21 protein-coding genes are annotated in these 23,528 nt (G+C 71.4%); 5 read left to right on the top strand and 16 right to left on the bottom strand.

Translation table 11 applies throughout. The annotated features are described in order from the left end of the window. Positions 1–45: 45 nt before the first annotated feature. From AB0I71_RS12030 to AB0I71_RS12070, 9 genes are all read right to left on the bottom strand, one after another. Positions 46–855 carry an ABC transporter permease gene (locus AB0I71_RS12030; RefSeq protein WP_357583647.1) on the bottom strand — a complete coding sequence of 270 codons (810 nt, stop codon included), beginning with the start codon at positions 853–855 and terminating at the stop codon, positions 46–48. A 9-nt stretch (positions 856–864) separates the two neighbouring features. Beyond that, a complete protein-coding gene (locus AB0I71_RS12035) occupies positions 865–1,659 on the bottom strand; it encodes an ABC transporter permease (protein ID WP_357583649.1) in 795 nt (264 codons plus the stop codon). Between the two features lie 24 nt (positions 1,660–1,683). After that, complete coding sequence (locus AB0I71_RS12040; RefSeq protein WP_357583651.1) at positions 1,684–2,616, bottom strand: ABC transporter ATP-binding protein; 933 nt, start codon at positions 2,614–2,616, stop codon at positions 1,684–1,686. 143 nt (positions 2,617–2,759) lie between these two features. Next, complete coding sequence (locus tag AB0I71_RS12045; protein ID WP_357583653.1) at positions 2,760–3,296, bottom strand: hypothetical protein; 537 nt, start codon at positions 3,294–3,296, stop codon at positions 2,760–2,762. Positions 3,297–3,298: 2 nt separating this feature from the next. Next, the gene (gene dnaG, locus AB0I71_RS12050) at positions 3,299–5,164 is read right to left on the bottom strand and encodes a DNA primase (protein WP_357583655.1); all 1,866 of its coding nucleotides are present in this window, start codon (positions 5,162–5,164) and stop codon (positions 3,299–3,301) included. A 142-nt stretch (positions 5,165–5,306) separates the two neighbouring features. Beyond that, the gene (locus AB0I71_RS12055) at positions 5,307–6,956 is read right to left on the bottom strand and encodes a BCCT family transporter (protein ID WP_357583657.1); all 1,650 of its coding nucleotides are present in this window, start codon (positions 6,954–6,956) and stop codon (positions 5,307–5,309) included. 133 nt (positions 6,957–7,089) lie between these two features. Next, positions 7,090–7,935: a siderophore-interacting protein gene (locus AB0I71_RS12060; RefSeq protein ID WP_357583660.1), complete on the bottom strand. Its 846-nt coding sequence runs from the start codon at positions 7,933–7,935 to the stop codon at positions 7,090–7,092. Positions 7,936–7,987: 52 nt separating this feature from the next. Further along, positions 7,988–9,229 carry a deoxyguanosinetriphosphate triphosphohydrolase gene (locus tag AB0I71_RS12065; protein WP_357583662.1) on the bottom strand — a complete coding sequence of 414 codons (1,242 nt, stop codon included), beginning with the start codon at positions 9,227–9,229 and terminating at the stop codon, positions 7,988–7,990. After that, complete coding sequence (locus AB0I71_RS12070) at positions 9,226–9,579, bottom strand: VOC family protein (protein ID WP_357583664.1); 354 nt, start codon at positions 9,577–9,579, stop codon at positions 9,226–9,228. The genes AB0I71_RS12065 and AB0I71_RS12070 overlap by 4 nt, the downstream gene beginning before the upstream one ends. Before the next feature lie 290 nt (positions 9,580–9,869). Here AB0I71_RS12070 and AB0I71_RS12075 point away from each other — a divergent pair, with 290 nt between their 5' ends. After that, positions 9,870–10,370, top strand: coding sequence for a roadblock/LC7 domain-containing protein (locus AB0I71_RS12075; RefSeq protein ID WP_204005693.1), 501 nt, complete (start codon positions 9,870–9,872; stop codon positions 10,368–10,370). 192 nt (positions 10,371–10,562) lie between these two features. Here AB0I71_RS12075 and ppdK read toward each other — a convergent pair whose 3' ends face one another. Then, positions 10,563–13,298, bottom strand: a complete 2,736-nt coding sequence (gene ppdK / locus AB0I71_RS12080; RefSeq protein ID WP_357583667.1) for a pyruvate, phosphate dikinase — start codon at positions 13,296–13,298, stop codon at positions 10,563–10,565. A 312-nt stretch (positions 13,299–13,610) separates the two neighbouring features. On the opposite strand from ppdK, the gene AB0I71_RS12085 reads away from it, so the two are divergent. After that, positions 13,611–15,431 (top strand): beta-N-acetylhexosaminidase, encoded by a 1,821-nt coding sequence (locus AB0I71_RS12085; protein ID WP_357583669.1) that lies wholly within the window; start codon positions 13,611–13,613, stop codon positions 15,429–15,431. Here the strand turns inward: AB0I71_RS12085 and AB0I71_RS12090 are convergent. After that, positions 15,376–16,080, bottom strand: a complete 705-nt coding sequence (locus AB0I71_RS12090; RefSeq protein ID WP_357583671.1) for a TetR/AcrR family transcriptional regulator — start codon at positions 16,078–16,080, stop codon at positions 15,376–15,378. The two genes, AB0I71_RS12085 and AB0I71_RS12090, sit on opposite strands and share 56 nt — an antisense overlap. A gap of 115 nt (positions 16,081–16,195) precedes the next feature. Here AB0I71_RS12090 and AB0I71_RS12095 point away from each other — a divergent pair, with 115 nt between their 5' ends. Further along, entirely contained in the window at positions 16,196–16,984 is a 789-nt protein-coding gene (locus tag AB0I71_RS12095) for a DUF998 domain-containing protein (RefSeq protein WP_357583673.1), read from the top strand. A gap of 543 nt (positions 16,985–17,527) precedes the next feature. Further along, positions 17,528–18,184 carry a C39 family peptidase gene (locus tag AB0I71_RS12100; RefSeq protein WP_357583675.1) on the top strand — a complete coding sequence of 219 codons (657 nt, stop codon included), beginning with the start codon at positions 17,528–17,530 and terminating at the stop codon, positions 18,182–18,184. A 255-nt stretch (positions 18,185–18,439) separates the two neighbouring features. Here the strand turns inward: AB0I71_RS12100 and dusB are convergent, their stop codons facing one another. The 5 genes from dusB to AB0I71_RS12125 form a co-directional block, all read right to left on the bottom strand. After that, positions 18,440–19,588, bottom strand: coding sequence for a tRNA dihydrouridine synthase DusB (gene dusB, locus AB0I71_RS12105; protein WP_357583838.1), 1,149 nt, complete (start codon positions 19,586–19,588; stop codon positions 18,440–18,442). Positions 19,589–19,642: 54 nt separating this feature from the next. Next, positions 19,643–20,494: a hypothetical protein gene (locus tag AB0I71_RS12110; protein WP_357583677.1), complete on the bottom strand. Its 852-nt coding sequence runs from the start codon at positions 20,492–20,494 to the stop codon at positions 19,643–19,645. Positions 20,495–20,630: 136 nt separating this feature from the next. After that, a complete protein-coding gene (locus tag AB0I71_RS12115; protein WP_357583679.1) occupies positions 20,631–22,010 on the bottom strand; it encodes a glycine--tRNA ligase in 1,380 nt (459 codons plus the stop codon). A 112-nt stretch (positions 22,011–22,122) separates the two neighbouring features. Further along, positions 22,123–22,635 (bottom strand): hypothetical protein, encoded by a 513-nt coding sequence (locus AB0I71_RS12120; protein WP_357583840.1) that lies wholly within the window; start codon positions 22,633–22,635, stop codon positions 22,123–22,125. A 220-nt stretch (positions 22,636–22,855) separates the two neighbouring features. Continuing rightward, the gene (locus AB0I71_RS12125) at positions 22,856–23,197 is read right to left on the bottom strand and encodes an antibiotic biosynthesis monooxygenase (RefSeq protein WP_099850506.1); all 342 of its coding nucleotides are present in this window, start codon (positions 23,195–23,197) and stop codon (positions 22,856–22,858) included. Positions 23,198–23,226: 29 nt separating this feature from the next. Between AB0I71_RS12125 and AB0I71_RS12130 the strand changes: the two genes are divergently transcribed. Next, positions 23,227–23,484: a hypothetical protein gene (locus AB0I71_RS12130; protein WP_357583682.1), complete on the top strand. Its 258-nt coding sequence runs from the start codon at positions 23,227–23,229 to the stop codon at positions 23,482–23,484. Positions 23,485–23,528 lie beyond the last annotated feature (44 nt).

A 23,528-nucleotide genomic window follows, 5' to 3' on the forward strand; every position in this document is an offset into this window, starting at 1 on the left:
GCCGCCCCCGGTGCCGCCCGCGAGGCCCCGGGGGCAGGGCGCGGGCTACTTGTAGAGCAGGCGGCCCATGCGGCGGGACGCGATCAGCAGGCCCACTGCCAGTACGACGAGCAGGTAGAGCAGGTCGAGCAGCCAACTCCAGCCAGCCGTGTCGACGGTCAGCGCACGGATCAGGTGCACCGCCCGGTAGAGCGGAGTCACCTCGACCAGCCACCGCAGCACCACCGGGTACGTCTCGGCGGGCACGAAGGTGCCGGAGAACAGGAACAGCACGAACTGCGCCGAGCTCATCAGGTCGAAATCCTGCCAGCTACGCATGAACGTGGAGATCGCCATGCCGAGTGCGCCGAACGCGAAGCCGACAAGCACCGCCGCCGGGAACGCGGCGAGTGCGCGCACGGGTGTGGTCAGGTCCATCACCACCATCACCACGAGGAACGCGGCCGAGTACGCGCTGCCCCGCAGCATCGCCCAGGCCAGCTCGCCGAGGGCGATCTCGAACGGCTGCACCGGGGTGGCGATCACCCCGTCGTACAGCTTCATGTACTTCATCTTCCCGAAGAAGTTGAATGTGGTCTCCGCCAGCGCCCCGGTCATCGCCGACGAGGCGAGCATGGCCGGAGCGACGAAGGCCGCGTACGTGACGACCGTGCCGCCGGGCAGTGTCAGGTCGCCGATCAGGGCACCCACCCCGACGCCGATGGACAACAGGTAGAGCAGCGGCTCGACGAAACCGGAGACGAGCAGCAGCCAGTAGACGGACCTCAGGGCCGCGACGTTCCGCTCGGTGACCGACGCGGACCGCCGCGACGCGGCCGAGACGTCGACCAGCCGGGGCAGCACCAGAGTGACCATGACCCTCTCCTAGACGACGAGCCGGCGAGCGAAGACGCGGCGTGCGAGCAGCCAGCCCCCGGCCGCCCAGGCGGCCAGGTAGCACAGGTGGCCGGCGACCGACCAGTACGGGGCGACGCCGAGCACCGCTGCCCGGCACAGGTCCACGGCGTGCCAGAGCGGCGTGACGTACGCGAGCCAGCGCAACACCAGCGGCAGCGACTCGACCGGGAAGAACACCCCGGCGAACAGGGTCATCGGGATCACCGCGAAGCGGAACAGCATGGCGAGCCAGCTGTCCGAGTCGACAGATGCCGCGTACGCGAAGGTGGGTGCGGCGACGGCCAGCGCGAGCAGCGCCACCACCGGCACCGCCAGCACCGCCCACGGCGACCGCAGCGCCCCCAGCGCGCCGGTCACCAGGAGGAACGCGATGACCGAGGTCAGTACCCGGAACAGCACGAACGCCAGGTGGCCGGCGACGATGTCGCCGACCCGCAGCGGCGACGAGCGTTGCCCGAAGTAGATCTTCTGCCACTGGAGGTTGCCGAAGACCGGCCACGTCGACTCGGCGATCGCCACCTGCAACGCCGTCGACGCCAGCAGCCCACCGACGATCCACTCCAGGTACGAGACGCCACCGACACCCCGGTCGATGTACGCGCCGACACCCACCCCGAACCCGAGCACGGTAAGTGTGGGCAGCAGGAAGGACGAGAAGGCACCGGCCCGCCAGGTGCGTCGGTAGCCCACCAGGTGGTATTCGAGCACCCTCAGCGCCGGCACCCGCGGCAGGGCGGGTCGGTCCCGGGTCAGTTGTGCCATGGCAGCCCCCTTCGGTGTGCTGGCTCAGTCGACGAGGGTGCGGCCGGTGAGGTGCAGAAAGACGTCCTCCAGGCTGCTGCGCCGGACCAGCACGTTCGTCGGGTGCAGCCCGAGCGCGGCGACCTCGGCCACCGTCGCGTCGCCGTCGGGCACGTAGACCAGGATCCGGTCGGGCAGCACCTCGACCCGCTCCCCCAGGGCGTCCAGCTTCCCGGCGAACGCCTCCTGTGATTCGGCGGCGAACCGTAGCTCGACCACCTCACGGGTGGCATGTTGCTCGATGAGCGCGCGCGGCGACCCCTCGGCGACGATCCGACCGCCGTCCATCACGACCAACCGGTCGCAGAGCTGCTCGGCCTCGTCCATGTAGTGCGTGGTGAGCACAAGCGTGACGCCCTGCTGCTTGAGCCGGAACAGCCGTTCCCAGACCAGGTGCCGGGCCTGCGGGTCGAGACCTGTGGTCGGCTCGTCGAGCAGCACGATGTCGGGCTCGTTGACAAGTGCGCGGGCGATGGTGAGCCGGCGCTTCATGCCGCCGGAGAGCGGCTCGACCTTGCTGTCCGCCCGGTCGCTGAGCTGCACGAAGTCGAGCAACTCGGCGGCCCGTGCCCGGGCCACCCGGCGTGGAATGCCGAAGTAGCGCGCGTACGTCGTCAGGTTTTCCCGGACGGTCAGCTCGGGGTCGAGGTTGTCCAACTGTGGACACACGCCGAGCCGAGCCCGGATCGCTGGCCCGTCCCGCACCGGATCCATGCCCAGGATGCGCAGTTCCCCGCCGCTGGGGGGCGAGGTGCAGCCGACCATCCGCATGGTGGACGACTTGCCGGCACCGTTGGGCCCCAGGAAGCCGAACGCCTCACCGGCGCGGACCTCCACGTCGATGCCGTCGACGGCGGTGAAGTCGCCGAACCGCTTCACCAGCCCCCGTGCCTGGATGAGTGGTTGCCCCGTATTCACCCCCGAACCCTAAACACCCGGCCCGACACTCCCCACCGGATTACGCGCCGATCATGGAGTTGTGGCACCTAACGAAGGGAACAATTCAGCCTATTTCCGGTGCCACAAGTGCATGATCGACGCGCAGAAGGGCGGGCGCGTGGTTAGAGGTCGGCAGGGGTGGTGGCGGCGCGGGCGGCGGCGACGAGGCGGTCGGTCTCGGCGAGGACGTCCGGGTCGTCGGTGGGGGTGCCGGGGTCGTAGTGGACCATCCAGGTCAGACCGTCGCTACCGGAAACCCGCCGACCGACGACGCGGCCGGATCCGCCGGGCACGGCGTGGTGCTGGGTGTACGCGACGGACCGGGTGACCCGGGTGCGTACCTGGTGCGGCAGGTCACCCGGATCGAGCAGCAGGTACCGCTCGGCCGGCAGGTCGGCGACCACCAGGTAGCCGTCCCGCTCGGCGACCCGCTCGCCCGGCGTCACGGTCAGCTCCCGGCCCGACCAGACCGCCTTGACCACGTCGTGCCAGCCGATCCGGTGGCCCCGGCCGGGCAGCCAGAGCCCGAGGTTGGTGGCCACCACCACCCCGTCGCCCTCGCCGTTGCCGACAGCGGCCCAGGCCAACACCCGTTCGTCGCGCTCCAGCGGCGGCCGGTCGGCCGGTGGCAGCTTCGGCCGGCGGCGGAACAGTGGCATCCCTACAACCCTCCCGCCGCCTGCTCGCGCAGAGCACGGGCGTGCTGCTCCAGCGAGAGCAGCTCACCGAAGGCGGCGAAGTACTCGTCCTTGTTGTTCACCGGATTGATCCGCTGGATCCGTGACTTCAGCTCCCGGATGCGTGCGGTGACCGACCCCCACTGCAACCGGGCCATGGTGATCGAGACGTAGCGCGGGTCCGGCTCGCCGTCGATCCGCAACGGTTCCACGGCCAGCTCGCCGACCAGGGCCTGCGCGGCGAGGTCCGTGCAGGCGTCCCGTACCGCTTCGATCCACACCGCACCGCCGGCCGCCGAGGCGACTCCGCCGGCCGCGGCGACCGCCGCCCGCACGGCCACGTGCACCGGATGCCGGTAGTCGGTCGCCTCGACCGCGTCGAACATCGGACCGGCAAGCACCGGCTCCTGGAGCGCCAGCTTCAGCGCCTCCCGCTCGACCATCGACTGTGGGCTGTCCACGCTCGGTTCGGTCCGGGCGGCTCGTGCGGCCGGGCCGTCCGCCGGTCGTCCCGAGGCGGCGGTCAGCACCGCCCGCTGCACCGGTTCGATCTCCATGCCGAGGTCACCGGCGAGCTTACGGACGTACTCCGGGCGCTTCTCCCGGTCCTTGAGCTTCGCCACCAGGGGCGCGGCACGCCGCATCGCCTCGACCCGACCGTCGACGGTGTCCAGGTCGTACCTGCTGATCACATGGCGCAGCGCGAAGTCGACGAGCGGCTCGCGGCGGGCGACCAGGTCACGCACGGCCAGGTCGCCCTTTGCCAGGCGCAGCTCGCACGGATCCATGTTGTCCGGGCTGACCGCGATGAAGGTACGCCCGACGAAGCGCTGGTCGTCGTCGAAGGCGCGCAGCGCGGCCTTCTGCCCGGCCGCGTCACCGTCGAAGGTGAAGATGATCTCGCCAGCGACCGCGTCGGTGTCCAGCAGCAGCCGGCGCAGCACACCGATGTGGTCGGCGCCGAACGCGGTGCCGCAGGTCGCCACGGCTGTCGGTACGCCGGCCAGGTGGCAGGCCATCACGTCGGTGTAGCCCTCGACCAGGACCACCCGGCCCTGCTTGGCGATCTCCCGTTTGGCCTGGTCGATGCCGTAGAGCAGATGGGACTTCTTGTAGATCGGCGTCTCGGGGGTGTTCAGGTACTTCGGGCCGTCGTCGTCGGCGAAGAGCTTGCGGGCGCCGAAGCCGATCACGTCGCCGGTGAGGTCCCGGATCGGCCAGAGCAGCCGACGGCGGAACCTGTCGATCAGGCTGCCCGAGCGGGCCGGGCGGGACAGCCCGGCGGTTACCAGTTCGTCATGGCTGAAGCCACGCTGACGCAGATGCTTGGTGAGCAGGTCCCACCCGTCGGGAGCGAAGCCACAGTCGTACCGCTGCGCGGCGGCCCGGTCGAAGCCGCGCTCGGCCAGGAACTCCCGGGCGGGACGCGCACCGGCCGTGGCCAACTGCGCGGTGTAGAACTCGACGGCGGCGGCGTGCGCGGCGACCAGCCGCTGCTTCTGCCCCTGCTGCGGGCGGTTCGGTCGAGGCGCCGACCTGTCGTCCTCCACGTACCGCAGTTGCAGGCCGGCGCGGGCGGCGAGCCGCTCCACCGCCTCGACGAAGCTGAGGTGCTCGGCGTCCATCAGGAACTTGATCGCGTCGCCGCCGGCACCGCAGCCGAAGCAGTACCAGACGTTCCGGGCGGGCGAGACGTTGAACGACGGGCTCTTCTCGTCGTGGAAGGGGCAGAGCCCCTTGAGGTTGCCGCCGCCGGCCGACCTGAGCGTCACCGTGTCGGAGATGATCTCGGCGATGGACGTGCGCTCGCGGACCAGCGCGATGTCCTCGTCCCGGATCCGCCCCGCCATCCCGCCACCTCCTCGGCCTACATCCTGCCCTGCCCGCCCCGGGCTCAAGGAGGGGCCCCTCGGTGGCCCGCACCATCCGCCCGCGCCGTGCCGGCGAGCCAGCCGGCACGGCGCGGGAGCGCAGGGCCACCCGAGGTGGCGGTCAGCGGGGGCGGCGGCGCAGGTAACGGCGTACCGGCGGCGGATCCTCCTCCTCGTACGATCGGGCGGCCCGTACCGCATCGGCCAGGCCGTGCGGGCGGGTGCGCGTGGGCGCGGCCAGCAGTGGATCGCGGGCCATGTCCTTGACCAGGGCGACGGCCAGTCCGAGCATCACCACCACGAACGGCAACGCCACCATGATGGTGGCCTGTTGCAGCGCGTCCAGCCCGCCGACGAGCAGCAGCACCGCGGCGACCGCGCCGATCAGGATTCCCCAGCTGACCACGACCACCCGGTGCGGACGCAGCGCGCCCCGGGAGGTCAGCGAGCCGAGCACCAGCGAGGCGGAGTCGGCGCTGGTGACGAAGTACAGCGCGATGAGCACCATGGCCAGCACGCTCGTCAACGCCGCCAGCGGCAGCGCGTCGAGCAGACCGAACAGCGCCTGTTCACTGCTGGTGGAGGCGTCCGCCACCAGGTCACGTACCCCGGTGGCCTGCACCCGCAGCGCGCTGCCGCCCATGATCGCGAACCAGACGGCGCTGGCACCGCTGGGCACCAGGAGCACACCGATCAGGAACTGCCGGACGCTGCGGCCCCGGGAGATGCGGGCGATGAAGGTGCCGACGAACGGCGCCCAGGAGATCCACCACGCCCAGTAGAAGATCGTCCAGCCGCCCAGCCAGGCCGGGTCGGAGAAGGCCCCGGTGCGGGTGGACATGTAGACGAGGTTGCTGAGGTAGTCACCGATGGAGGCGGGCAGCACCTCAAGGGTGTAGATGGTCGGCCCGACCACGAAGACGAAGAGCATCAGCACGACGGCGAGTACCACGTTCGTGGTGGAGAGCCACTTGATGCCACGGTGCAGGCCGGTGAAGGCGGAGATGACGAAGGCCAGCGTGAGCGCCCCGATCACCACAAGTTCCACAGCGGTGCTGTCCGGTACCCCGGCGACCAGGTCCAGGCCGGCGGCGACCTGGAGGGCGCCGAGCCCGAGGCTGGTGGCGGAGCCGAAGACGGTGGCGAAGACGGCCAGCAGGTCGATGACCTGGCCGACGGGGCCGTCGGCGCGGTCGCCGATGAGCGGCCGGAACGCCGCCGAGATCCGGTTCTGCCGGCCCCGACGGAACGTCGAGTACGCCAAGGCCAGCGCCACCACCGCGTAGATCGCCCACGGGTGCAGCGTCCAGTGGAAGAGGGTGAACTGCATGGCCGCCGACGCCGCCTGCCCGGTCTGCGGCTCGACGCCGGCCGCCGGTGGCGGCGTGGCGTAGTGCTGGATGGGCTCGGCGACGGCGAAGAAGACCAGGCCGATGCCCATGCCGGCGCTGAACATCATGGCGATCCAGGCCAGCGTGGTGAACTCCGGCTGCTCCTCGTCCTTGCCGAGCCGGATACGGCCGAACCGGGACAGCGCCAGCACCACCGCCAGCACCAGGAAGGCGTTGGCCGCCACCACGAAGAACCAGCCGAACGTGTCGATCACCCAGGCCAGACCCGATTCGCCGACACTCGCCAGCGAGTCACGGGCCAGCACTCCCCAGAGCACCACGGCGAGCACGCCGCCGACGCCCAGGCCGAGCACGATCGGGTCGATCCTGCCGCCTGTACCGCCGGAGTCGGCGGTCTTCTCGTCTACCTGCTCGCTCATGGTCACCCCTGACCATCCTCCCGTTCCGCTACCGTGTTGCTCCCGAAGTTCCGGCGAATCACACCCGGAGAACCGACTTTTGGCCGTTCACGGGCGTGTTGGGGTGCCACCTTGCCGGTTATCGGTTCGACGGTCAACCGAGCGGTACGGGAACGCGCCCCTCTTCGTCGGCCTCGACCTGGCGGTTCCAGTCGGGCTTGGTGGCCCGCCAGCCCTCGTCGTCCAGGCCCCTGCGCCAGTAGCCGGAGATGGACAGCCACTCGCGGGGAACCGACCGCTCCACCCGCAGCAACCGGCGCAACTGGCGGACGAAGGACGCCTCGCCGTGCACGAAGGCATGCACCGTGCCGGCCGGGAAATCCAGCCCACGCACCGCGGCCACCAGCGCCTCACCCACCGGGCGTGCGCCCCGGTGCAGCCAGGTCAGCCGCACCGCACCCGGGCTGGGCAGCGGCTGCTCGTCGGCCGGGCCGTCGACCTCGACGAAAACGTACGCGGGCGCGTCGGCGGGGAGCCGGGCCAGGGAGGCGGCGATCGCCGGCAGGGCGCTCTCGTCACCGACCAGCAGGTGCCAGTCGGCCGCTGGGTTCGGCGCGTACGCCCCGCCCGGGCCGACGAACAGCACCTCGTCGCCGGGCCGCAACGCGGCCGCCCACGGGCCGGCCAGTCCCTCGTCGCCGTGATGCACCACGTCGACTGTCAGGTCCCCGGCCGCCGCGTCCCAGGCACGTACCGTGTACGCGCGCAACCGGGGCCACTGCTCACGCGGCAGGTCCCGGCGGATGGCGGCGAGATCGATCGGGCGCGGGTGGTCAACCCCGGCGACCGGAAAAACAATCTTGATGTAGTGGTCGGTGAACTCGCCGACCGGCAGGTCGGCCAGTTCCTCCCCGCCGAGCACCAGCCGGACCACGTGCGGGGTGGGCCGCCAGGTGCGCAGGACCCGGGCGGAGGTGACCTTCTTCGAGCGATCCGTCATTCGGTTAGGCTAACCTCACTCGCGGCTCGCCGTCCGACCCCGGTATCCGGTGTCAGCTTCTGATCAGACGATCATGCCAGGCCAGGGCGGCCGGGTCGGTCAATGAGGCCACCTGGTCGATCACCACCCGCAGCCGGGCGTGGTCGTCGGACGCGTCCCGCCACAGCGGGGCGAAAACCGGGTCGAGCGCTTCCGGTGCCCGCGCGGCCAGGGTCTCCACCAGCCCGGCGACGATCTCCCGCTGCCGCTGGTACCGGCCCTGCGCACCGGGCCGACGCATCACGTAACGCAGGGCGATGCCCTTGAGCAGCGCACACCGGGCGCGCAACGGTCGGGGCACGATCAGGTCGGCCGCGTACCGTCGGTGTGGTCCCGGGCCGAACCGTTCGGTGGTGGCGGCGACGGCGGTCGCCACGAACCGACCCGTCAGCACGCTCGTGGTGGCCTTGAGCGCGGCCTGGGCCCGATGACTGCCGTCGTAGCCGGCCAGCGGGGCGAGCACCGGGTCGGCGAGCAGTTCGGCAAGCGCCCGGTCGAGGTAGTCGGAGGACTCGGTCGAGTAGACGGCGGCGACGTCGGCGCAGAGCGCCGCCCGCTCGTCGGAGTCGGCCAGCAACGGCTCCAGCGTGAGGTACCCGCCGTGGATGCCGTCCTCGACGTCGTGCACGGAGTACGCCACGTCGTCGGCCCAGTCCATCACCTGCGCCTCCAGGCAGCGCCGCTCACCGGCCGGGGCGCCCTGCCGAAGCCAGGTGAAGGCGGACAGGTCGTCGGCGTACACCCCGAACTTGCGCCGGCCGGGTTGGCGGGTCCACGGGTACTTGCCGACCGCGTCGAGCGAGGCGCGGGTCAGGTTCAGCCCGGCGGACGTCCCGTCCGGGCCGTACGCCTTGGCTTCCAGCCGGGTCAGCACGCGCAGCGTCTGGGCGTTGCCCTCGAACCCGCCGCAGTCGGCGGCCAGCTCGTCGAGCGCGCCCTCGCCGTTGTGGCCGAACGGCGGGTGACCGAGGTCGTGGGCCAGCCCGGCGGTGTCCACCACGTCCGGATCGCAGCCCAGCCGGGCACCCATCTCCCGGGCGATCTGGGCCACCTCCAACGAGTGGGTCAGCCGGGTACGCAGGAAGTCGTCGGTGCCGGCCGTGTGCACCTGGGTCTTCGCGGCCAGCCGGCGGAACGCCGCCGAGTGCAGCACCCGGGCCCGGTCCCGCTCGTACGGGGACCGGCCGTGCTCCGGGTCCTTGACCGGCTCCGCCACCCGACGCGCCGCGTCCGACTCACCGGACGCAGCACTCAATCCCCACGCTGCCGCAGCACGCAGAACTCGTTGCCCTCCGGGTCGGCCAGCACCGTCCAGTCGTCGCCGTCCTGGCCGATGTCGACGTGCCGGGCGCCCATGTCGACAAGCCGTTCCACCTCGGCCTCCCGGTCGGTCGGGCGCAGGTCGAGGTGCAGCCGGTTCTTGCCCTCCTTGACGCCGGTCACGGGCACGAAGACGATGCCGGGCAGCCGGTCCGCGCTCTGCCGGATCTCCACCTCGTCCGGCCGTTCCTCGACCACCTGGTAGCCGAGCGCCTCGGCCCACCAGCGGGCCAGCCGGCCAGGGTCCCGGGCGTCGACGGTCAGGCTCTCCCACACACTTGTCATGCGGGCACCGCCACCGCGGCACCGACAGCCTCCGACAACTCGGCACGCGATCTCATCCGGCCACCCCTTCGCGAACGACGGTCCATGGGCGAAGTCAGGTTACGCCCGGGGGTCCCGTTCGGCGCGCCGGCGACGTGCCCCCGGCGGGTCCACATCCCCCGATCAGACGAGAGTTGTCGCCCGATCGCCGACGGTGACGGGATCGCACTCATCGACGTCCACGGGTAGCGTCGCCATCGCGGAACGTCACTTGTCGAGGCGGAGACACGACCGGTGGGAGAGACACGCTCGTGAACGCGGAAACGATGATGGGTACCGAGCTACGGGGGCTGCGCCGACGCCGTCCCGAGGTCGCCGGCACGGTCCTCGCCGGCACGGACGGCCTGCTCATCTCCAGCGACCTGCCCACGACCGACGCCACCCACCTGGCGGCGCTGGCGGCGGCCAGCTTCGGCCTCGGGCACCGGATGGCGGCCACCGTACGGCAGGGAGAGTTCCACGAGTCGGTGGTGCACACCGCAGCAGGTTGTGTGGTCACCTACCCGGCCGGTCGGGACGCCCTGCTGACCCTGGTCGCCGAGCCGGGAGCCGATCTGGCGGCGCTGCGGGAGGAGGCCCGTGGGGTGGTCCGCCGCACCGGCCCGGCCCTCGCCGCCTGTCGCCGCCCGACGCTGCTGCCCCACCAGGCGGATCCGCACGCCCCGCTGGCGGTACGCACGCCCATGGCCTCGATGCCGAACCAACGTCCCCGCCGCGACCCGTCGATCACCTGGCGTCGCCCCCCGATCTGACCGCCCCACTCGGGCGCGAAGCGCACCCGCACACCGGCGTGCCCCGTACGCCCTCTCGCGCCCGTGGACCACGCGACAACTTCGGGGATGTTGCTGCCTCCCGGTGGATCGACACAGCAACATCCCCGAAGTTGCTGCTTGAAGGGGGCTCGGAGCGGGCGGCTCGCCCTCGGACGAGGGCGAGCCGCGCGGTCAGCGGCTGTCCGAGCCGGTGGTGATCACTGCGGCCCGGCCGGCCTCCAACCGTGCCACCGGCACTCGGAACGGCGAACAGGAGACGTAGTCCAGCCCGACGGCGTGGAAGAAGTGCACCGAGTCGGGGTCACCACCGTGTTCGCCGCAAACCCCGAGCTTGAGCCCCGGGCGGGCCGCCCGGCCCTCCTCGGCGGCGATGCGTACCAGCCGGCCGATGCCGTCGGCGTCGATGGACTCGAACGGTGAGATGCCGAAGATGCCCAGCTCCAGGTAGCGCCAGAAGAACGCCCCCTCCACGTCGTCGCGGGAGAAGCCCCAACCCATCTGGGTCAGGTCGTTGGTGCCGAAGGAGAAGAACTCGGCGGCCTCGGCGATCTGTCCGGCGGTCAGCGCCGCCCGGGGCACCTCGATCATCGTGCCGATCAGCACGTTGACGTCGCTGCCGCCGACCACCTCGGCGATGATCCGCTCGGCCTCGGTGCGTACCGTCTCCAGTTCCTGGACCGCACCGACAAGCGGGACCATGATCTCCGGGTAGGACCGGATCCCCTGGCGGGTGCACTCCACGGCGGCCTCGGTGATCGCCCGGACCTGCATCGCGAAGAGTCCGGGGATGACCAGGCCGAGCCGTACGCCGCGCAGCCCGAGCATCGGGTTCTCCTCGTGCATCCGGCGTACGGCCGCGAGCAGCGCCTCCTCCTTGGCGACGTCCTCGCCGCGTTCCTGAGCGACAGCCACGTTCACCGCGAGCTGCTCCAGCGGCGGCAGGAACTCGTGCAGCGGCGGGTCGATCAACCGGACGGTGACCGGCTGCCCGTCCATCTCCCGGAAGATCTCCACGAAGTCCGCCCGCTGCAACGGCAGCAGCGCGGCCAGCGCGTCCTCCCGCTCGGCCGGGTCGCGGGCCAGGATCAGCCGTTCCACCAGCTCACGCCGGTCACCGAGGAACATGTGCTCGGTACGGCACAGTCCGATTCCCTCGGCGCCGAACCGCCGGGCCCGGGCCGCGTCGGCACCGGTGTCGGCGTTGGTACGTACCGCCAGGCGGCGACTCGCGTCGGCGTGCGACATGATCCGGTGTACGGCCTTGACCAGCGCGTCGTCGCTGGTGTCCGGATCGACCTCGCCCTCGAAGTAGCGCACCACCTCCGACGGGCTGACCGGCACCTCACCCAGGTAGACCTTGCCGGTGGTGCCGTCGATGGAGACGACGTCGCCCTCGGTGACCGTGTGTCCGGCCACGGCGAACCGCCGCTTCGGTACGTCGATGTTCAGTCCGTCGGCGCCGGAGACGCAGGTCTTGCCCATTCCCCGGGCCACCACCGCGGCGTGGCTGGTCTTGCCGCCCCGCGAGGTGAGGATGCCCTGGGCGGCGATCATGCCGTTCAGGTCGTCCGGGTTGGTCTCCCGGCGCACCAGGATGACGGCCTCACCCTCGGCGGCCAGCTCGACCGCGCGGGCCGAGGTGAAGACCACCTTGCCGACCGCCGCGCCCGGCGACGCCCCGATGCCGGTGGCGACCGGCTCGAACTCGTGGTCGAGCTGGAAGCGCGGGAACATCAGCTGGGCCAGTTGCGCGCCGTTGACCCGGTGCAGCGCCTCGTCGAGGTCGATAAGGCCCTCGTCGACCAACTGGCCGGCGATGACGAACGCGGCGGCAGCGGTGCGCTTGCCGACCCGCGTCTGGAGCATCCACAGCTTGCCGCGCTCGATGGTGAACTCGATGTCGCACAGGTCCCGGTAGTGCCGCTCCAGCCGGGCCATGTAGTCGAGCAGTTCGTCGTAGGAGTCCTTGTCGATCCGCTCCAGCTCCTGCAAGGGCACGGTGTTGCGGATGCCGGCGACGACGTCCTCGCCCTGCGCGTTGGCCAGGTAATCGCCGTAGATGCCCTGGGCGCCGCTGGCCGGGTCGCGGGTGAAGGCGACGCCGGTGCCGGAGTCGGCACCGAGGTTGCCGAAGACCATCGCCACCACGTTGACGGCGGTACCGAGATCGGCCGGGATGCGCTCCTGCCGGCGGTAGACCACCGCCCGCTCGGCGTTCCACGAGTCGAACACCGCGCGTACCGCGAGGTCGAGCTGCTCGCGCGGTTCCTGCGGGAACTCCCGTCCAGTGTGCTTACTGAAGATCTTCTTGTACGTGTCGACGAGCCCGCGCAGGTCGTCCGCGTCCAGGTCCAGGTCGAGGTCGGTGCCCTTGGCGCGCTTGACCTCGTCGAGCGCGTGTTCGAACTCCTCGCCCGGAACGTCGCAGACCGTCTTGCCGAACATCTGGATCAGGCGCCGGTAGGAGTCCCAGGCGAACCTGTCCGCGCCGCCGGAGGCGCCCTGGTCGGTGGCGGCACCGGCCTGTCGGGCCAGCCCCTCGACGCTGCGGTCGTTGAGACCGACGTTGAGCACGGTCTCCATCATTCCGGGCATCGAGAACTTCGCCCCGGAGCGTACGGAGACCAGCAGCGGGTCGTCCGGGTCGCCGAGGCGCCGGCCCATCTCGCGCTCCAGCGCCGCCAGGTGAGCGGCGATCTGGTCGGCAAGCCCGGCCGGTTCCGCGCCCGTGTCGAGGTACGCCTTGCACGCCTCGGTGGTGATGGTGAAGCCGGGCGGCACCGGCAGGCCGAGATTGGTCATCTCGGCCAGGTTCGCTCCCTTGCCGCCGAGGAGGTCCTTGAGATCCTTGTTGCCCTCGGCGAAGTCGTAGACGTACTTGTGCTCAACCGTCTCTTGCGCTGTCACCAGAGCCTCCCACGCGCCCGGATTGACACTTAACGAAGGTTCAGTTTTCTGATACCCCGGATCCATCGGCTGGTAATCCGGGGAGTCGTGCCGATCGGTGGGCGAAGGCTAAGCGAACAACACGCAGCCCGGGAGCGGTCGGTGACAATAGGCACAGCAATCACGACTGTCCGGGTTCAGGACAGTTTTTGGGAACGGTTCCATGCGCACATTCACGCAATTGCCGGCCTCCCCGTACGCTTGACGGCACGCTGTGTGACCACCTCGCACCATTGCCACAACCGCCGCGAATACACCCCCTCGGGAGTCCCCGTGTCCGCCGCACCCAGCACCACACCGGAACCACTCGACCCGTCCCGCCCCGGCGACGTCGCCGCGCCGCCCGAGTCGGCACCCGCCGCAGCAGCAGCCGGGATCACCGGGCAGGCGGACACCACGGCAGGGGCGGAAACCGCCGCGCAGGCGGACGACGCAACCCAGGCCGCCGGGCGTACCGCCGGGGAACTGGCCAGGGCGGCGGAGCGAACGGCGGCGGCGCTGCTCGGACCGCCGGCACGGACCCGGCTGGGCGATGTGGTGCCCGCCCCGGAACGGGTCGAACCGGACGCGACGGCCAACTACCTCCTGACCGCCGATACGGTGATCCGAGCCAGCGCCGACCCGGCCGCCGTGGCCGTCGCCGGGCAACTCGCCGCACTGCTGCGCCCGGCCACCGGATACCCGCTGCCGGTGACCGATACCGCCACACCCGTCCCGGCCGGTGGCATCGCCCTCGACCTGACCGGCGAGGCCGCACTGGGCGCGGAGGGCTACCGGTTCGACATCACCACCGACGGCGTACGCATCGCCGCCGGCACCGCCGCCGGCCTTCATCACGGGATACAGACGCTGCGGCAGCTGCTGCCGGCCGCCGTCGAGAACGCCAGCCCGGTCGCCGAACGCTGGATACTGCCCGGTGGGTCGATCCTCGACCGCCCCCGCTACCCGCACCGGGGCGCGATGCTCGACGTGGCCCGGCACTTCTTCGGCGTCACCGACGTGCTGCGGGTGATCGACCACCTGGCCCGCTACAAGCTCAACCGGCTGCACCTGCACCTCACCGACGACCAGGGCTGGCGCATCGCGATCGACTCCTGGCCCCGGCTGGCCACCGTCGGCGGGGCCGGCGCGGTCGGCGACGCTTCCGGCGGGTACTACACCCAGGCCGACTACAGACGGATCGTGGCGTACGCCGCCGACCGGCACATCGCCGTGATCCCCGAGATCGACCTGCCCGGTCACACCCACGCCGCGCTGACCGCGTACGGCGAGCTGGCACCCGACGGGATCGCACCGCCGCCGTACACCGGCACCGACGTCGGCTTCAGCTACGTCGACCCGGCCAACGAGCGCACGTACGACTTCGTCGCCGACGTGCTCGGCGAGATCGCCGCGCTCACCCCCGGCCGGTGGCTGCACATCGGTGGCGACGAGGCGTTCAAGGTGCCCGCCGAGGTGTACGCCGGCTTCGTCGAACGGGTGCAGCACATCGTCGCCGGCCTGGATCGGGACGTGATCGGCTGGCACCAGATCGCCCCCGCCGCCCACGCCGACCGGCGGATCCTCCAGTGGTGGGGCACGACCGGCGAGGACCCGGTGACCGCCGAGGCGGTACGACGGGGAGCCCGGTTGATCCTCTCCCCCGGCAACCACGCGTACCTCGACATGAAGTACGCCCCGGACACCCCGATCGGGCACGATTGGGCCGGCCTGATCGACGTACGCCGGGCGTACGACTGGGATCCGGCCAGCCACCTGGCCGGCGTACCGGCCGAGGCGGTGCTCGGCGTCGAGGCGCCGCTGTGGACCGAGTCGGTGACCACCCTCGCCGAGATCGAATTCATGCTGTTCCCCCGGCTGCCCGCCATCGCCGAGCTGGGCTGGTCACCCCGGTCGACGCACGACTGGGACTCGTTCCGCGAGCGGCTGGCGGGGCACGGCCCGCGCTGGGCCACCGCCGGCATCGCGTACCACCGCTCTCCCGAGCTGCCCTGGCCACAGCCGGCGACGCCGATTCCCGCCCCGCGTAGCCCGGCGGTCAACCACTCCGGTGAGCCGCCAGTCCGTCCAGGAGCAACTCCAGGCCGAGGGTGAAGCGGTCCACCGGTCCGGCGGCGAACAGTGCGTCGCGCAACGCGACGGTGTGCGGAAAACGGTCCGCGGGCAGGTCGCGGTAGTACTGCGCGACCTCAGCCCAGCGCCGCCGTACGGCCTCCGAGCCACCGGATCCCGCCACCCGCTGCCGGGCGGTGTCCAGGGCGTCCGCGGTGACGTAGAGCGAGAGCCGGTCGACCGCCCACGCGCAGACCTCGTCCGGGAATCCGGCAGTACGCAGGATCGCCAGCAGCGCCTCGGCGATGCGGGCCAGGTTGTCACCGACAGGTGGACCCGACATCGCCACCGCGGCGATGTCGTTGTGCGCCAGCAGGACCTGTCGCACCTCGCGGGCCAGCGCGACGAGCGACCCGCGCCAGTCCCGCGGATCGGCCGTTGGCACGCGGACCCCCGCGAGCACCCGGTCGAGGACGAGTTCGAGGAGTTCGTCCTTGCCGGTGACGTGGCGGTAGATCGAGGCCGGTCCGGTGCCGAGCGCGTCGGCGACACTGCGCATGGTCACCGCGTCCACGCCGGCCTGGTCGACCAGGTCGAGTGCGACAGCGACGATCGCCTGCCGGGTCAGTGCGGGCTTCGTCCGGGCGGAACGGCGCCGCCGAGCCGGGATCTCCGCGCCTTTGTCGATCATCCGGCTCCTCCGCAGCTCCGGTAGCCGCCCCGACCCGGCGGAACGGCCACAGAGTAGTCGAGGCCCCGAGGGACCATCTTGCGAACGGCGTTCGCACCATGCGAACATCGTTCGCATGGTGCCCGACCTCATGCCCCGTACCGCCCGGGCCGCCGCCATCCTCGCGCCGGCGATGTTGATCGGCCTGGACCTCGCCGACGGGGCGACCCGCCCCGGCTATCAGCTCACCCGGCACTGGGTCAGTCACCTGTCGCTGGGTGATCGAGGTTGGCTCGGCACCGTCAAGCTCGTCACCGTCGGGCTACTTGTCGTCGCCAGCGCGATCGGGCTGCGGGGCCAGGCGAGGGCGGCCGGCGCGACGCCCCGCCGGGCGACCTGGAGATCGGTGATGCTCGCCGGGCTGGCCCTGATGGCCGCAGCCGTGTTTCCCATCGATCCCGGCCTCAACTACCCGCCGGGTGCGGCTGCGGTGCAAACCTGGCAGGGCGGACTCCACGACATCGCGGGACTGGTCGTCGTCGCCGCGCTCTCGGTGACCGCCTGGCGGCTGGGCCGGGATCTCGATCTGGTCCGCGCCCACCGAGGTCAGCAGGCAGACAACACCGACAAGCGCACCACCGGTGAGCGTGCGGACACCCCTGGCAGGCTCGCCGGCGAGCAGGCAGGCCCCGCTCGGGACCCCGCCGTCTGGCGGCACCTCGGACGCGGCGTGGCGACGATTGTGGTGACCGCCTTCCTGACCTGCGCCACGCTCGTCACCCTCGACCATGCCGGGCTGAGCCCCGGTGCGCCGGGTGGGCTTTTCGAGCGGATCGCGGTGTATGCCGGGATCACCTGGCTCGGCGTGGCCGGCGCTCGACTCATGGCCCACCGCCGACGCCCTCAGCCGGCAGCCCGGCACTGATCGCACGGTCGCCCACTGGCCCGCCGCCGACGCCCTCAGGCAGCAGCCCGGCGCTGATCGGGTGGCCGACCCCTGAAAGTCGGCTCCGGGCAGACCGCCGCCTCCGTCGGTCCCGCAGCCCTGCGCCGATGGCACGGCCGGCACCGCCCGCGCGGAACACCGGTGGGGACGATCGTGCCCGGCGTGGCCGGATGTCCGATTCGGCGGTGACCGGGGCCACGCCGGCGGCGGAATCGCGGGCCCGGCCCGGTGGTTATACATGGCGTAACCGCGAGCGCCCCCAGCGCCGCCCCCGGCCCGGTCGGAATGACCCCCGACCCCCGGGCGTTACACCCCCCGGCACACCGCCGAAGCCATCCGCCTCCCCCGCGAGGCCCCCCGGAATGGCCCCGGCCCACCCGGCGTTACACCCTCCCGGACATCACGTCCCGAGCACCACACGCCGGATTCAGCGCGTAGCACGTCTCCCCTTTCCCGCGAGGCCCCACCCGCATCCCCCGCGGGCCGGAGCCACGCGCACCCCCGACCGAAAGGTGCGAAATCATGGCTACCACCATCCTGCGCAAGACCGCCCTGACCATCGCCGCTGCCGCCGCCACCGCCGGTGGCATCGCCGGCCCCGCCATCGCCGCCCAGGCCACCCCGGGCGTCCAGGCCAGCGCCGTGGTGCAGGACCGCAAGCCCGGTGGCGAGCGCGAACTCGGCGTCCGCTACGAGGCCCAGCCCAACTTCTACTACTGCGGCCCCGCCGCCGCCCGCAACGCCCTGAGCGTGCAGGGCAAGAACATCGACGTCGACACCATGGCCAAGGAAATGCGCACCACCGAGGCCGGCACCAACTCCATCAACGACATCACCCCGGTGCTGAACAAGGAGACCGGCAAGGACGTCTACCGGTCCGTCGAGATCGCCGGCGCCAAGGCCGACGACAAGCAGACCGACAAGCTGCGCGACGACGTGGTCCGCACCATCGACGACGGCCGCGCCGTGGTCGCCAACATCGCCGGCACCGCCACCGACACCGACGGCACCGCCCACAGCTTCGAAGGTGGCCACTACATCAGCGTCGTCGGCTACCGCGACGGCGGGAACACCGTCACCATCGCCGACTCCGCGAACCCCGCCCAGGCCTCCTACCGGATGAGCATCGACACGCTCGCCGACTGGATCGCCACCCGCGGCTACAGCGCCACCTCCTGACCAACCAAACACCACGAAGGGCCGGCCCCACCGGGGCCGGCCCTTCGTCGTCCCCACCCCACCCCCACCCCGTCCCACCGGGGGATCCGACGACTTCGGGGATGTTGCTGCCTCCGGTCGGGGCGCCACCCCCGCGCGGTGCCGGTGACGGGTCAGGCCACCGGACTCAGGAACTCTCCCGAAGTTGCAGGCGGCACTGCCCGCCCGGCAGACGGCATTGCGGCCCGGCGGACATCACGGAGGGCCGGCTGCGGGTCAGCCGCCGGAGTCGTCCAGCTCGGCGCCCTCGGGGACGGTGTCGTCGTCGCGGCTGGCCAGCCAACCGTCGGGCAGGAAGACCTTGCCCGGTGAGTTGGTGCGGCCACGCGGCTGGCCCAACGTCTCGACCGGGAACGGCACCGCCGGGTCGAGCTTGCCGAGCAGGTCGTCGAGCTGGGCCAGACTGTCGATCATCGCCAGGGAACGGCGCAGCTCGCTGCCGATCGGGAAGCCCTTGAGGTACCAGGCGACGTGCTTGCGGAAGTCGGTGCAGCCGTCCCGTTCACCACGGGCCGGGTTGCGGGCACCGGCGGTGAACTGCTCGACAAGCAGCTCGGCGTGCCGGCGCATGGTCACCGCCACCTCGCCGAGCGAGGGCAGCCGACGTTGCGGCGAGCCGTTGAACGCCGCCTCCAGGTCGGCGAAGAGCCAGGGCCGGCCCAGGCAGCCGCGGCCGATGACCACGCCGTCGACCCCGGTGTGCGCCACCATCCGCAGCGCGTCGTCGGCCTCCCAGATGTCGCCGTTGCCGAGCACCGGCACGTCTAGTGCCTGCTTGAGGGTGGCGACGGCGTCCCAGTCCGCCGTGCCCGAGTACCGCTGAGCGGCCGTACGCCCGTGCAGGGCGACCGAGGCGACGCCGGCCTCCTGGGCGGCGAGCCCCGCCTCGACGTACGTCAGGTGGTCGTCGTCGATGCCCTTGCGCATCTTGACCGTGACCGGCACCCCGGCGGGTGACGCGGCGTCCACCGCGGCCCGCACCAGGCGAGCGAAGAGCCGCCGCCGCCAGGGCAGCGCGGCGCCGCCACCGCGCCGGGTCACCTTCGGCACCGGGCAGCCGAAGTTGAGGTCGATGTGGTCGGCGAGGTCCCGCTCGACCACGATCCGGACGGCTGCGGCGGTGGTCTCCGGGTCGGTGCCGTAGAGCTGGAGGCTACGAGGGCGCTCGTCGGCCCCGAACGCGATCATCCGCAGCGTCTTCGGGTTCCGCTCGACCAGGGCGACCGTCGTGATCATCTCGCAGACGTAGATGCCGCCGCCCTGTTCCCGGCAGAGCTGCCGGAAGCCGACGTTTGTGATGCCGGCCATCGGGGCGAGCACCACCGGCGGCCACACCTGGTGCGGTCCGATGCGCAGCGGCGGCAGGTCGGCCGCGGGATGGAGGGCGGTTTCCACAGTTCAAGGGTACGGGGGCCGCGGTCAGCGTCGCCGCCACGGCCACCGGCGACCCCCGCCGCCGGAACCGGAGGCTCCCCGGATCAGCTCCGCCGTCGCCCGCAGCTTCTGCCGGATCTCCATCCCGGCCGCGCCCAGCAGGTCGGTCAGCTGGATGCCGTGGTCAACCACCAACCGGGCACGCTCGACGTCACCGGTCGCCAGCAGCGCCTGCGCGTAGACCGAGTACGTGTTGCCCAGCTCCCACAGCGTGATCGGCCGGTGCGGGTCGAGGGCCTTCAGGCGCAGCTCCGTGGCCCGGGAGCCGGCCAGCGTCGCCTCCTGGGCGTCGGTCGTGGCGCCCTGCTGCTGGTGTCGGTGCAGCAGGGCGTTGGCGAAGTTGTGGTAGGCGGTGGCCATCGCCTCGCGGGTGCGCGGCCCCGCGCCGGGCGGCGGGCCGGCGGTGTGCAGCCCGATCCCGAGCGCCTTGTCCAGCAGGTCCAGCCGAACGTCGGGGCTGCCGGCCAGGAACGCCGACTCGCCGCAGTCCACCATCGCGGTGATCAGCTCGCCCAACGCCTCGTCCCGGCGTGCCTGGGTCGGCTCCGGATGCTCTGCCGCCACCGCCTGATGGATCTCCGTGAACAGCACGACGGCTTCATGACCCGACTCCGTCGCCCGGTCGTGGCGGCCCAGTGCGGTCAACAACATGCCGTGCCGCCACAGCGCCCGGGCGAGCTGGCGTTGATCGTTCCGGTCGACCCGGCCGCCCGCGACGGCCTGCCGGTACGCCTCGACGACCCGCGCCCAGAGCACGTCCGCCTGCTCCCAGCGCGCCGGTTGGGTCGAGTACTCCCGTGCCCGCTCGAAGATCTCCTCGCGTGCTTCCGGCTCCACGTCGTCGGCCCTTCGTCGTCTCCGTGCGGATGCGCCCGCCCCTGGAGACATCATTGGCCATGGATGCCAGTCACCTCGCCCATCGCGCCTGGCCCGGGCTGCCGGGTCAACCGGCACGCCCGGGCGGCGTCGGCGGTCAGCAGCCGGGAAGGTGGTCGATCAGGTAGCGCTCGACCTGGTCCAGGCCGATCCGTTCCTGGGTCATGGTGTCCCGGTTCCGCACCGTCACCGCGTTGTCGTCGAGGGTGTCGAAGTCGACGGTGACGCAGAACGGGGTGCCGATCTCGTCCTGCCGGCGGTAACGGCGACCGATCGCCTGCGAGTCGTCGAACTCGACCACCCAACGCTTGCGGAGGTCGGCGGCGAGCTGCTTCGCCTTCGGGGAGAGCGCCTCGTTACGGGACAGCGGCAGCACCGCCACCTTGACCGGGGCCAGCCGAGGGTCGAAGCGCATCACGGTGCGCTTGTCGACGCCGCCCTTGGTGTTCGGTGCCTCGTCCTCGTCGTACGCCTCCAGCAGGAAGGCCAGCACCGCGCGGGTGAGGCCGGCGGCCGGCTCGATGACGTACGGGATCCACCGCTCGCCCTTGGTCTGGTCGAAGTACGACAGGTCGACGCCGGAGTGCTTGCTGTGCGTGGACAGGTCGAAGTCGGTGCGGTTGGCGATGCCCTCCAACTCGGCGAACTCGGTGCCGCCGAACTGGAACCGGTACTCGATGTCGACGGTGCGCTTCGAGTAGTGGGAGAGCTTCTCCTTGGGGTGCTCGTAGAAGCGCAGGTTGTTCTCGGCGAGACCGAGGTCGAGGTACCAGTTCCAGCGCTCGGCGAGCCAGTACTCGTGCCACTGCTCGTCGGTGCCGGGCTCGACGAAGAACTCCATCTCCATCTGCTCGAACTCGCGCGTACGGAAGATGAAGTTGCCGGGGGTGATCTCGTTGCGGAACGACTTGCCGGTCTGCGCGATGCCGAACGGCGGCTTCTTACGGGCCACCGTCTCCACGTTGCGGTAGTTGACGAAGATGCCCTGGGCGGTCTCCGGCCGCAGGTAGTGCATACCCTCGTCGCTCTCCACCGGGCCGAGGTAGGTCTTCATCAGGCCGTTGAACATCCGCGGCTCGGTGAAGGTGCCCTTGTTGCCGCAGTTGGGGCAGTTCAGCTCGGCCAGCGAGGTCGGCGGGCGGCCGTGCTTGGCCTCGTACGCCTCCTCAAGATGGTCGGCGCGGAACCGCTTGTGGCAGGACTGGCACTCGGTCAGCGGGTCGACGAAGGCCTCCAGGTGCCCCGAGGCGGCCCACACGTCCCGGGCGAGGATCACCGCGGAGTCCAGGCCCACCACGTCGTCGCGCTGCTGGACCATTGTCTTCCACCACTGCCGGCGGACGTTCTCCTTGAGTTCCACGCCGAGCGGACCGTAGTCCCACGCCGACCGGGTGCCCCCGTAGATCTCGCTGGAGGGAAAGACGAAGCCTCGGCGCTTGGCGAGGCTGACGACGGCGTCGATACGGTCGGCTGGCATTTTTCCTCCTACGCCGACTGGCGGTCGGCGGGGACGTCACGGTCGGCGGGGACGGTTCGGGACCACGGTACGACCGGCTCGGTCCCGAACCCAGCACATTACCTGCGGCCGGTCAGTTGACTCCGCAGACCTCCATGCCACCGGTCTGCGGATCCTGTGCGAGCACGACCTGTTGGCGCTCCTGACCGCCACCGCTGTAGGTCACCTCCACCGGCACGGTGAGCGTGGTGGTGTCCACCTCGCCGACCCGGTAGGAGGAGATCTGCGGCTCAGCGGCGGAGCGGCGTTCGAACTCCTGCCGGGACTCGCGCCGCCGGGCGTCCTCACAGAGCTGGTCGTACGCCCGGCCGTAGTCGCCGTCGGAGAGAGCGCGGTAGTAGTCGCCGGAGACCGTGCGGCCCTGCTCCTCGATCGCCTGCACTCCGCTGACCAGCAGGCCGACGACTGCCGTACCGCCGCCACCGCAACAGAGCAGCAGGGCCAGCGCCCCCGCGCCGAGACCGAGCCAGAGTCGGGACCGTCCGCCCTCGGTCGGCGGCGCCGCGAACGGCGGCGCCACCCCGGGCCCGGGCGGCGGCACCGGCGCTCCCGACTCCGGGCCGGGCGGCGTCGACGTGGGCGGCAGTTGACCCCCGGCCGGTGAGGTCGGGCCGGTGGGCGGTGGTCCGGCGGAGCCGAAGGCGGGCGTCGGGCCGGTGCCGTCGTTGAGTGGCGGTCCGGATGCGGCCGGCGGCGCGCCGCTTTCGCCGGGGACCTGAGGTCCCTGCTGGCCGGGCAGCGAGGGGTCTGGTGGTGAGGCTGCCGGTCCGGGAGCGGTCATAGGAACCAGCGTAGTGCCCGGCGACTCAGCGGTAAGGACCCGCAGCCCGGTCGCTGGCGACCGTGACCACGTCCCCGCCCGGCGCGGCGGTCGCCAACGGCTCGTACGCGGACGGCTCGTCGAGGCTCTCGGCGAGCAGTGGCACCGCGGTGATCTTCACGTCGAACCCGCCGAGGGCCCGGCGGTAGGTGCCCACCGACTCCCACTCGGTGACCAGGCACCAGTGACGGGGGTCGTCAAGCGCCCGGACCAACTGTCCGCGCTGGTAGCCGGGCCGGGCAGCGAGCGCGGCGAGGGCCGCGTGGGCCCGGGCGGTGAACGCCTCGGCGACGTCTTCGTCGACCACGAACCGGTTGGTCACCAGCACCGGCTTCTCCTCCTCGTAGAGTCTGTGGGATGCAGCGTACGCAGCCTGGCATCGCCGCCCGACTGGCCCGGACCAACCCGACGACGGTGTTCCTGGTCACCCTTCTGCTCGCGCTCGTCGCGTTCTTCGCCCCGGGCGTGATCGGCGGGCTGCTGACGCTGTTGCTGGCCGGTGCGCTGGCGACCCTGCTGGTGACCACCTGGTCGGTACAAACACCGCAGACCCGAGCGATCCGGCTCATCGTGCTGACGCTGCTGGTCACCGCCGCCCTGGTGAAGCTGCTCTGACATGCAATCATGCGTTTTTGACAATCATTGTCGTTGTCGCGGAG

Origin of the sequence: Micromonospora sp. NPDC049891 (assembly GCF_040660295.1) — a bacterium.
Taxonomy (GTDB): Bacteria; Actinomycetota; Actinomycetes; order Mycobacteriales; family Micromonosporaceae; genus Micromonospora.

Excerpts from the sequence above, each read along its gene's own strand:
- AB0I71_RS12030 (WP_357583647.1), bottom strand. The coding sequence starts at position 855 with ATGGTCACTCTGGTGCTGCCCCGGCTGGTCGACGTCTCGGCCGCGTCG.
- AB0I71_RS12035 (WP_357583649.1), bottom strand. The coding sequence starts at position 1,659 with ATGGCACAACTGACCCGGGACCGACCCGCCCTGCCGCGGGTGCCGGCG.
- AB0I71_RS12045 (WP_357583653.1), bottom strand. The coding sequence starts at position 3,296 with ATGCCACTGTTCCGCCGCCGGCCGAAGCTGCCACCGGCCGACCGGCCG.
- dnaG (WP_357583655.1), bottom strand. The coding sequence starts at position 5,164 with ATGGCGGGGCGGATCCGGGACGAGGACATCGCGCTGGTCCGCGAGCGC.
- AB0I71_RS12055 (WP_357583657.1), bottom strand. The coding sequence starts at position 6,956 with ATGAGCGAGCAGGTAGACGAGAAGACCGCCGACTCCGGCGGTACAGGC.
- AB0I71_RS12060 (WP_357583660.1), bottom strand. The coding sequence starts at position 7,935 with ATGACGGATCGCTCGAAGAAGGTCACCTCCGCCCGGGTCCTGCGCACC.
- AB0I71_RS12070 (WP_357583664.1), bottom strand. The coding sequence starts at position 9,579 with ATGACAAGTGTGTGGGAGAGCCTGACCGTCGACGCCCGGGACCCTGGC.
- AB0I71_RS12090 (WP_357583671.1), bottom strand. The coding sequence starts at position 16,080 with ATGATCGACAAAGGCGCGGAGATCCCGGCTCGGCGGCGCCGTTCCGCC.
- AB0I71_RS12095 (WP_357583673.1), top strand. The coding sequence starts at position 16,196 with ATGGTGCCCGACCTCATGCCCCGTACCGCCCGGGCCGCCGCCATCCTC.
- AB0I71_RS12100 (WP_357583675.1), top strand. The coding sequence starts at position 17,528 with ATGGCTACCACCATCCTGCGCAAGACCGCCCTGACCATCGCCGCTGCC.
- AB0I71_RS12115 (WP_357583679.1), bottom strand. The coding sequence starts at position 22,010 with ATGCCAGCCGACCGTATCGACGCCGTCGTCAGCCTCGCCAAGCGCCGA.
- AB0I71_RS12130 (WP_357583682.1), top strand. The coding sequence starts at position 23,227 with ATGCAGCGTACGCAGCCTGGCATCGCCGCCCGACTGGCCCGGACCAAC.